This is a genomic window from Mucilaginibacter sp. 22184, from assembly GCF_052045695.1.
Lineage (GTDB): Bacteria > Bacteroidota > Bacteroidia > Sphingobacteriales > Sphingobacteriaceae > Mucilaginibacter.
Genome location: NZ_JBQEPI010000021.1, coordinates 1 through 9,863 on the forward strand (window position 1 = coordinate 1; position 9,863 = coordinate 9,863).

Annotated in this window: 9 protein-coding genes; 1 reads left to right on the plus strand and 8 read right to left on the minus strand. The window is 38.0% G+C overall.

Annotation, left to right across the window (positions count from 1 at the left end; translation table 11 throughout):
* Nucleotides 1-118: 118 nt before the first annotated feature.
* On the plus strand, nt 119-1,753 hold the full coding sequence (locus ACTJKG_RS27675; protein ID WP_440741034.1) for a DUF4365 domain-containing protein: 1,635 nt from the start codon (nt 119-121) through the stop codon (nt 1,751-1,753).
* A gap of 134 nt (nt 1,754-1,887) precedes the next feature.
* Here the strand turns inward: ACTJKG_RS27675 and ACTJKG_RS27680 are convergent, their stop codons facing one another.
* From ACTJKG_RS27680 to ACTJKG_RS27715, 8 genes are all read right to left on the minus strand, one after another.
* Entirely contained in the window at nt 1,888-2,664 is a 777-nt protein-coding gene (locus tag ACTJKG_RS27680) for an ImmA/IrrE family metallo-endopeptidase (RefSeq protein WP_440741026.1), read from the minus strand.
* Entirely contained in the window at nt 2,648-3,052 is a 405-nt protein-coding gene (locus tag ACTJKG_RS27685; RefSeq protein ID WP_440741027.1) for a hypothetical protein, read from the minus strand. The genes ACTJKG_RS27680 and ACTJKG_RS27685 overlap by 17 nt, the downstream gene beginning before the upstream one ends.
* Before the next feature lies 1 nt (nt 3,053).
* Nucleotides 3,054-3,650: a hypothetical protein gene (locus tag ACTJKG_RS27690; RefSeq protein WP_440741028.1), complete on the minus strand. Its 597-nt coding sequence runs from the start codon at nt 3,648-3,650 to the stop codon at nt 3,054-3,056.
* A 576-nt stretch (nt 3,651-4,226) separates the two neighbouring features.
* Complete coding sequence (locus tag ACTJKG_RS27695) at nt 4,227-5,846, minus strand: GmrSD restriction endonuclease domain-containing protein (protein WP_440741029.1); 1,620 nt, start codon at nt 5,844-5,846, stop codon at nt 4,227-4,229.
* Nucleotides 5,843-6,832, minus strand: coding sequence for a hypothetical protein (locus ACTJKG_RS27700; RefSeq protein WP_440741030.1), 990 nt, complete (start codon nt 6,830-6,832; stop codon nt 5,843-5,845). The genes ACTJKG_RS27695 and ACTJKG_RS27700 overlap by 4 nt, the downstream gene beginning before the upstream one ends.
* The gene (locus ACTJKG_RS27705; protein WP_440741031.1) at nt 6,822-7,976 is read right to left on the minus strand and encodes a DUF3696 domain-containing protein; all 1,155 of its coding nucleotides are present in this window, start codon (nt 7,974-7,976) and stop codon (nt 6,822-6,824) included. Before ACTJKG_RS27705 ends, ACTJKG_RS27700 begins: the two co-directional genes overlap by 11 nt.
* Nucleotides 7,977-8,136: 160 nt before the next feature.
* On the minus strand, nt 8,137-9,477 hold the full coding sequence (locus ACTJKG_RS27710; protein ID WP_440741032.1) for a tyrosine-type recombinase/integrase: 1,341 nt from the start codon (nt 9,475-9,477) through the stop codon (nt 8,137-8,139).
* Nucleotides 9,478-9,561: 84 nt separating this feature from the next.
* The coding region (locus ACTJKG_RS27715; protein ID WP_440741033.1) for a helix-turn-helix domain-containing protein at nt 9,562-9,863 on the minus strand (302 nt) is incomplete at its 5' end.

Here is a 9,863-nt window from a genome sequence, read left to right on the forward strand (position 1 = left end):
GGACAAAAACATCCGCTCCCAGGAGCCTATCTGTACAACAACTTTACTCTCTTTCAAACCCTAACTCAGAGGGGTCACTTTAGATTGGCGAAGAGGGGTCAATATCATTGGTATATCCATATATACTAATTTTCGTTTTGCAGTACAATTGAAATCCACGGAATCAGTCAAAAAACAACGCGACAATTCAATCTCCTATCCGGTTGAAGTCAGTAATCTCAATTATTTGCTCAACTTCGGGCTTCCTGGTTTTTATATACTCTATTATTATCCGGCAAATCAGTTTTATATCGCTTCTGTGGCGGAGGTCTATCGCAGCCTGTTAAAAAAGCATACTCCTGATAACTTGCCCAAAACCTACAAAGTTCAATTCATCCAGGTACTGGATCAACAGCAGATTGATGGAATTTATAAGGAAACTTTCGAGAATGGCATGCTACTGAAAAAATTAAGTGTTCATATGAGGATTCAGGCTGATGGTGATCAACCTGCAAAGGGTTTTGTCATTGATGAATTGCGCGATGTTTATAGCGTCGAACAGAATGTTGCCTTTATTGAACAGGTGGGATACCAGCTGCTAAATGAACATGCTTTTTCCCAGATCGTTGAGATCGAGCAGCGTACCCATCCTAGGGGCAAAGCTTCACCGACATTCAACATGATTTGCGGCGTAGCCTATTACCATCAGGCCAATTTATTCAAAGCAATCGAATTGCTGAAGCTGGCCTATAGCGAAATTGATAGCTTGTATCAAGAAGACCAAAGCATGCTATCTTACATTTTGGCACACGCCAAATACCTGTTGGGGCTTACCAGCGAACCAGACTTTCGCAAAGAAACGGCGGGGATCGTGGCCAATGAAAATGGAGGGACGTTTCTACAACTGGAGAACCTTCACAATCAGTTTATCGGAAGTAAGGAATCTGAGCAGGGGACACGCATTAAAAAGTATTATGATGGCGTGATGCGGATTGTTAACAAACACCCGGAATTCGATGATATGAGGGTCGTCGCCTACGCGAAAATATTGCATGTAGAATCAACCTTGCTTTTACATGAACTGGCTAAAAATGCGCTTCTGACGATGGGGCGCAAAAATGATGCTTTCCGTGATCTGCTCGTCGCCGATTGGTTGAAGTTCGACAACCAGTTTCTCAGTCAGTTACAGCAACTTTATGGCTACGCATTGAAGCATCGAAATTTTCTGGCACTGAGCAATTTGATCATGGAGAAAATAGAATGGGAGTTTGCTAAAATATTTCACTTCCATACTTTCAGCAATTGGAACAAAGAGCTACTAAATATCAATCCGGAAGTGGCAAAGAATGACCGTAACCTGCTACTTAAACTATTAGTCGACGCGGAGAAGATCGCTGAAACTTATGATCGGCTGCAGCATCGTGAAAATCAATTTGACTGCCTACGTTGCAAATACGAAATCCTTGATTTTTTAGGCAATAAAAAGGAGGCGGATGAATGTGCGAAAACGATGAAAAACTTGATTGCTACTTACGAAATGAATGCGTTGCGTAAGCGACTTGAAAGGATACTGCAAGGTGGTATGAAACACCGGAAATTTATGGTGGACATTGCTCAACGGAGAGCTACTATTGATCAGGTGGCAAAAAACTGTGGTATTTATGACCATTCATATGATGATATTACAGCTAACATGCTTAAGTACCTAAATCGCAAACCGGAATGGTCCCTGACTGAATTATTTCCGCTTACTTACCCAAATGAAGAACTGTAATACAGCAAGGCTGATTTGGGTGGCCTGCATTAATCGTTAATAAAGCAAGGTATTTCTTGATTTTTTAATGTTCCACTCGCCTACTCACCCGGTTGTGCATAGTCCCAGCAATAAAGATTGTTAACCCTAAAAAATCAGTATGTCCAAAGACAGGAAACAAGACAATTGTCGCCCACTTGGTAACATTGTTCCCACAGTTTCCAATCTGCTTTATATTTAATTTGAAAATCTTCGGGAAACCATTCTATCGCGTCCACTTTTTCAGGTTTTGTTTCAAGGCGTCCCTTATAAAAAAAGTCTCCTGCCACTGTCCATGCTGGTACTTTAGAATCTTTAAGTAAGTACGTGAACGGGAAATCATTGGAATGTAGCTTCCATTTGACGATGCCATCTTCCATAAAGATGACCATAGCAGGGAAACTGCCCAAAGAAATGTACTTTATAAAAGTTGCTAAAAGTGATGTCTGAAAATAGCCACTTACATCTTCAATTAAGCCTATACTCAATTTTTTTCCCGTGACCTTGCTCCTGTACAAAGGTTCAGGCATCAGCAGTTCAGATGCAAAAGTATTTGCTTCTTGCTCCTGCAATCCCTTTTTATACCATTCAGAAAGCGTTAGGTCGGTATCGGAAAATAATACTGCTGCATCTTTATGAAGGATAAAATGTCCGACCTCATGTCCCAATATAAAATTTCTTCGGCCTGGATGTGTTATGGCGTTGCTGATGGAAACTATTGCGGTATTGCCGTTGATCAATATTCGGCCATCAGAACCCTCAATGGTAGTGTCCTTAACAAGGATGCCTAATGCGCTTGCGATTTCATCCAAAGAAAGATCACCTGGCTGGGTCCATCCGAGCGATGCATGTATCGACCTAGCTGCGCTTATAGGGCTATTGCGGATCATCATCAATCTCATTTTTAAGCGCCTCGATCAATAATAATAGTTCTTGATCTTCCAATATCGATGCCTCATCCTCTTTGGTCAATTCTTCGAATTTTCTAAATAATGGAATCAGTTGCGCCTGTTGCTGAGGACTGGCTAGCTTTTTGATCTCTTCAATTCCCTTTTCCTTTAACTTTCTTATCTGTTCTAAAGCCCGCTGAAAACGTAGTGTGTTTTGTTGTGCTTTTAGTTTAGCAGTAAGTTGCTTTATCTTCAATAAATGTTTGTCAATCTGGGGGTCGGGTTTTTGTTGCAGCTCTTCCAGTACTTCCTCATCCGGCCGATGATAATTAATTTCCATCATCAAGCCATATAGATTGCTTAAAACTTGCTTTGCATTGAAGGTTGCCATATTACTTTTTTGATGGTTGTTGCTGATTTTGTATTCTTCTCATAAGTTTTTCCCGGAGTTTATCCAGTTGTCTTACGCCTATGTTTAGAAGCTCTGCAATGTCTGCTCTTTTTTTTCCTTCTTTTAGGCCTTCAATCATAAACTCCAGATGTTCATCTCCAACAACCGCGGTCTCTATCATTTTTAACCGTTGTTCAATTTCATGTTGTTCTTGTTCGTCTGCAGGCGGAGCAGCTAAATCATAAAACTCTTCCTCTACATTTTTGTATATGATTTTAAACGCTTCTCCTTTCGCAGATGTTGCCTTCGCAACCCCTTTGCTAATATAGCTATCTGCTATGCGTATCATTTGTTGTGCTAAAGTATGTTCATCTTTCCATTCCCATTCCCCCAACAATATTTTTTCATAGGCGATACCTAAATAATGATCTATCGGATCAGCACCTAAGCTGGAGGCTGAATGAGCCCCAGATAAGGTTCGCTGCCGCAGTCTCCACCGGATATGCTCCTTGCATTGGGCTAACGCCACTTTCCAGTCGGATTCGACTAATTGCTCTGTCTTGCGCTGATTAGCCTGGTAATACTTGCCTGTTTCCATACTTATAATAACCGGATAAATATTTTTTTACACCGGTGGGGGAATTCTTTGAAGGTTCGGTTAATTTATAACCATTTAATGCTGTAAATGTTGCCCCAAGCTTGTTGTGGAGGTTTTTGAGAGGTCTTTGGAGGGTACTGAAAATAAAAAGGCACCTACAATGTTTTGTAAGTGCCTGATAATCAGTGGAGGATAACGGAGTCGAACCGATGACCTCTTGCATGCCATGCGCAATTGGCTGTATTTCAATTAGTTGCAAGTATGGTGGCATGGCCTTTAATCGATTGATTTTCAATTTATTAATATTGACGGTAAAAAGCAATTTTCGCTAATTTAAACCCGTTTTAGCTGTCTTCGGAGGGTACTGGGAGGGTACTGGAAATCAGTAAACAATTTCGAATATTCAACATTACATAGCGATTCAAACCCTTTTGTCTTCCATTCTCCAATCAATTTCTCAAAAAAGGTTTGATCACAGGATTCGGTATTGCTGCTTTATGTAGTGAGTTTTTCATTACACTTTCCTTAATTAGATCAATCTCGTCAATTTCCCGGACTTTATACACTCCTCAATAATCAGGCGTTAGACGGTGATTGAGAGCTATCGTAAGAAAGGCCAAGTTCCATAGCAAAGTTTCTTTCTGCTTCAATAATTAATTTTCTTCTTTCTTCAATAATTTCCAATTTAAGATCCCGTTTGTCGTCCTTTAATAAATATAAGTTGGCCATTTCTTCGGTTAAGAAATATTTACTTAGGTCGTCAGTCCAAAATTCTAATAATCCAGATAGATCTGTTGACTTCGAATAATATACCTGATTCTTTTCTAGAATAGGAATCACTGATGCCGGAAATAAATCTCCTTTTTCGTTTCTGACGTTATAAAATAGATAGAGTAACTCTACAGAATCAGTAGTCTCAAAATTAATTGCACTAAACCCGTTCGCATAGTTTAAAAGTAGCAATATCAATGCTTTTGCGCGAACGCTACCGAAATGAATTTTTCCGGGAAAATCACTTACGGTAAATGGAGTATCTGGTCGATCATTATAAAAAGGATCATTATTAATTCCGTCAATAAATAATAAGAAATGTTCGAAAGCTTCTTTTCGTTTACTCGGTGATAGAATTGTGAAATAATTTGAATAGGTAGTTTGCCAAAACCATCGCTTTAGTGCCTCTTTAAAATCATTTGATGGTTCAGGAATTCTATTAAAAAATTCAGTGATAAAAATTAATTGGATATTAGCTGGTAATAATTTACTATCTACCACCAATAATTCTTCATATAGAAACCTAACCGCTTTTTTTATGCTTTGAATTGTTTTCAAGGCGTTAGACTTAAAGTCAGATCTATTAACAACATCATCAGTTTTCATTTCAAAATATATTTGCCCGAACGAACTCTGAATGCATTGTAAAATGACCTCTCGTTTAATTCCTCCAAAGTTGAACGGTCTAAGTTCCGCTAGTAAATTGTCAATTTCTGTACCTAATCGGAAATTATCATGTATATCATAAGTTCTAGCTGATACTATCCAATCTGCTGATATTTGCGAACCTTTAGAATTTAGTCGCCAAAAAATATCAATTGCTTCATCAACGGTTCCTCCATTTATATCGATTGATGGTAGATGAAAGCTCAACAATGTATTGCCTATTTGTTCATAGCGCTCAAGGTAAAGTTCTGCTTCCTCTTGCGGAATGTCAAATAAGCTTCGCTGCCAAAAAAAAGTTTCCTTATTATCAATGAGCTTATAGACGGGAATCTGGTGCACTTCTAAACTATTTCCACGTTGCAGAGAAAACTCTTCAGTTTTTAAATCATAATAAATACGGAAATTCTTCATTAATGAGCTGTCGTAGCTCAATGAAGTCTTATCCGGATTAATAAGGCAGCCAAATAAAGTGTTAATTCTTTGAAACCCATCTAAGATATAAAAGAAGTTGCTAGGTGATTGAGGAATAAAATATGGACCAACCTTGGCATTTTCTCCATAAGAGCGATCAGGCTTCCAAAGCAAAAGAGTCCCTATAGGATAGCCCATTTTTAAGCTACTGAATAACTCAAGCATGTCTGCAATTGTCCAAATAAAGTCTCGCTGAAATCCAGGTACTTGTAAAAGGCCATTTTCAATATCGCCTATGTAATCGGATAATCTACGCACCCGAGTTGAAATTTTCAGCGTTGCACTCATAACAAATTTTCTATTTCGGATAATATTTGATCAAGTTCGTTTGGATTTGGCTGATGGGCTGTTCGTTGTTTCAATGTTTTCTGGTGAACATTGTAATGCTCCATTTTTTTGGGATATTCCGCTTTAAATTTCGACATTTTCGCTCCCTGATTCAGTATTTCAAAATTAGCTGTAGATACTGAATGATATAGTTTGGCTATTTCTGGATGCATGTCTCCCCTTAAAGCAAGTTGTCCAAACCCACGTTGGATGGAAATAAAGTCTTTTTGCTCATCGGTTAATGAAAGATAAGCATTTCGATACGCCTTTGGAATCTCTTCAATTTTCTCAAAAACCTCGTCTGGTAGGTAATTCTCCATGGCTCGCTTATGTAAGATGTGAAATTTTATACCCTTTTGCTCAAGGATAGGCACTAAGTTTTGATAACTTTGCTTCAATGGAGCGGTAGAGTACTCTTTATCGCTATCCAATAGGACGTAGCAGCGTAAATATTTAAAATTATCTTTAGGTAAATGCCTAAAAGCTTTTTCAAGTTGCTCGATCACATTCTCAACATTGTCGCAACCGCCACCGTTTTCAAATTTCAACCATCCCCGGTTAATGTGCTTATCAAGTTGAGTGTCTTTTGATAAAAATTTAACCAGAGCTTCTAAAAAATAGGCATCATTTAAACTATTCTCTACAATTAAATACACTGGTTCTGATAAATATCTAATCCCCTCATCCAAATTAAAAACATCCACCGCATTTGATTGCGAAATTCGGGCATTTGGGGTGATTTTAACACCTTGAACATCAGCAGTGTAATATAAAATTAGCAACTCCTTTTGCCAAGCGTGCAATTTTTCAAAATTTTCGGTCCGCGCGATTTTATGATATCGACATAATATCCTATGTCGCTCACTATGCAAACATATTGATATTAGATGGCTGAAATCAGTGAATTCGCCTTGGCTGAACACATCATTAAGTATTTCAATTTTCATAGTGTTCACCTTCTTCTTGAGCTTCCCTTAACGCTATTGCTTCATCTAACGCTTCATTAAATATATTTCCAGGCCAAAAATCGACATAACCATTGTTATCTATTTTGATCGGCTTGAGGCAACTAGTGTTATTTTTGTCGTCGAAGTCAACGAAGTAAATCGCTAGATTTTCCGCATTAAACCAAGAGTATTTCTTTTCAGCGATTAATCTACGAAGCCGCAAAACAAAATTTTGAGAATGTGTTTCGATAAAATAATGTCGATTTTTTTCCGCCAAAGATTCTACAAATAATTCGGCAAGATTTCCATGTGCAGCTGGATGTAAATGAAGTTCAGGCTGCTCAATAATTGCTATTTCATCCATCTGAACAGGCATCATTGCTTTAACTACTAACGGCAGTGCTTGGCTCATGCCTTGCCCCACGTCAGCCAAGTTTATGTAAATAGAGTCGTCTTTTCTATATAGTTCGATTTGAGAAAAGGGATCTTTGTCTTTATTAAGGTATATCCCCCAATTTTCAAAGCTTTTCTGATACCATTTACTAACTCGACTTATCAAATAACGCTGAGTTGTTAAACCGTCTTGCAGTAAAAGTGAATAGGCCCCTTCACCTTCGTAGCCTAGCTTTTTAACTTCTACATTCGCATTTATTCCACTTAATTCTCTTGGTGGAACCATTCTAAATGGCCCAATATAATCGATGTTATAAGAGAGGTCGTTGATCTGCAATTCCTTTTCGTTAGACTCAAGTCGAAACCCTCTAAAAACGTTGTCGAATCCGATCTTCTCGACGCCGTTGAATGTCCAGGAAAAAATTTTGGGTACTTCCTTTTCAGTTCCAATTATAATTTCCAGTTTATTGTTATTTGAGTCACTAATCTCTAGTTCCAATTTTCCCGTTCGTGAACGTCCATAAATCAAATCTTCAAATACAGCACCCAATTCAATACCATTATCGTATCCTGTGATTTTTAGTGGGTACTCAGAATCGCCTCGCAATGAGTTTTCAACGAGGGCAAGTAATTTAGCAATAGCACTTTTGCCAGAACTGTTTTTGCCAATTAGTACTGTAATAGGTTTTATTTCAAGTTCTTGCCGCTCCTTAAAAGATTTATAGTTCTTAAATGCAATTTTAGTAATCATTTGGAAATCAAGTTGCCTTATATGGTTCCTTTATCGAACAAAAGTAATATAATGACTTCATTTGCTAAAATCAAGAATAGTAGATAGATTATTATTCTTTTCAATGCGGTCAGCTAAAAAATCTAATTTTTAATATTAGGTTTTAGTATAATAAAAGCCGTCAGATTTTTCTTCCTTTTTTTTTGATGACTTTACCTTTATTCCTATCAAAATTCAATGCTCTGTTAATTTCATCTGCGACCGGCTTATCGTCCAAGTCATCCAGATAAATTGCTGTTTGAGACTCTTCCTCGTGCCCCAACGCTTCTTTAATAATTGAAATATCAACTTTGTTATTACGCAAATGGGTAGCAAATCCGTGCCTTAAAGAGTAGCTTGTAAATTTCCTTTTCCAACCTACGACTTCAGCCATTGCTTTTAAATCCTCATTAAAATCTTTAAGTGCAGATTCAATTCTTTGGTCTATCTTTCTGGGAGTATCGTGTATTGAAAATATAAATGGGAAAACATTGCCTGAATCACTTTGCTCTGGGTAATTTTTAAAATAATTCACAACTTCCATTGCCTTTGGGTGAAGCGTGTAATCATATTCACGGTGATTTTTTGATCTGGTATAGTGAATAGTTTCATTGGCAATGTTTCCCCACTTAAGCTTACACATGTCGCCAAAATTGATTCCCCGACCGTAATAGATAAATTGTAGAAGAAGCTGTGAGCGGCGCATACGGGAACCATCATCGTATTTAAGCTCCATTATTTCATGTAAGTAATCCTGGTTTATGGATCGCTTTTTGGTTCTGATTTTTTTATAAGGTTGGAACTTGATAAACTTTGCAGGATGATGCTTTTCCCTGGTACAATAGCCTTCTTTAATTGCCATATTCCAGACTCTGAAGTAAGTTCTCAGGTAGAAGCTTATGGTGGATTCTGATGTGTTTTCTGAAATCAGTTTTTCATATTTCTGGTGATCTTCTTTTGTAAAGGCAAGAAATGATTTGTCTTTTTCTTTTTCCCGTTCATCGGGAGGAATGTGTTTTCCATTGTTTAAAAGTTTGCTTACGGTCGATCGTGTGCTTTCAAAAATATCGGCGTACCCAGGATTACCGGCTTCCTCCAAATCACTTATCACTTTATCAAAGAATTCAAGGATTTTTAAATGCCCTACCTGAATCGGCAAATTGGTATCTGTATGTAGTATTTTGCGCTTTATCTCAAGACACGAAATGTACTGTCCCACTTTTTCAGCCGATTTTACTTCGAACGATATATCGTCCAAATACTGGTTGATCTTTTTTGAAAGATCTCTATAGTATGGGTGGCTAGGTTTAGGAAGTTGTAATCGTTCATCCCAGTTTTCTAAGCTGGAGCTATACCCTAAAGGAATAAATTCCTTTTCTTTAAATTGCGATATACGTATGCGTACCTCATGCTCACCCTCCGTAAATGTGTTACCGGATTTTTTTACAGTACGTATGGTATGTATTAATGCCTTTACTTCCACCTCTCACCCTCATTATTTATCGTTTCAAAACTCAGGAACTGTTTTAAGTAATTCCTAAGTCCAAATTTTTGATACCGTTATTTGTTATTTTAGTTTGTAGATTACATCATTTAACTCGTCCAGGTTGTAATAGCAGATCCCGCCCAATTTTCGAAAAGGTATAACGCCTTTGTTGCGTAATGTTTGCAAGGTGACCTCAGACATGCCCAGCATCTCCATTACCTCTTGGGTTTTTAGCCATTTTTTGGGAACACTATTTTGTAATAGCTGGATAAAACACATGAAAATGACCCTATCCGGCCAGATCAAAAAGGCCCCCTTCGCCAGTTGAAAGTGACCACGTTCGCCAAAGCAAAGTGACCCCTCTTCGCCACGTGAAAGTGACC

What these genes read in the sequence shown, in the direction of transcription:
- ACTJKG_RS27680 (WP_440741026.1), bottom strand. Translation starts at nt 2,664, where the DNA reads ATGATGATCCGCAATAGCCCTATAAGCGCAGCTAGGTCGATACATGCA.
- ACTJKG_RS27685 (WP_440741027.1), bottom strand. Translation starts at nt 3,052, where the DNA reads ATGGCAACCTTCAATGCAAAGCAAGTTTTAAGCAATCTATATGGCTTG.
- ACTJKG_RS27690 (WP_440741028.1), bottom strand. Translation starts at nt 3,650, where the DNA reads ATGGAAACAGGCAAGTATTACCAGGCTAATCAGCGCAAGACAGAGCAA.
- ACTJKG_RS27695 (WP_440741029.1), bottom strand. Translation starts at nt 5,846, where the DNA reads ATGAGTGCAACGCTGAAAATTTCAACTCGGGTGCGTAGATTATCCGAT.
- ACTJKG_RS27700 (WP_440741030.1), bottom strand. Translation starts at nt 6,832, where the DNA reads ATGAAAATTGAAATACTTAATGATGTGTTCAGCCAAGGCGAATTCACT.
- ACTJKG_RS27705 (WP_440741031.1), bottom strand. Translation starts at nt 7,976, where the DNA reads ATGATTACTAAAATTGCATTTAAGAACTATAAATCTTTTAAGGAGCGG.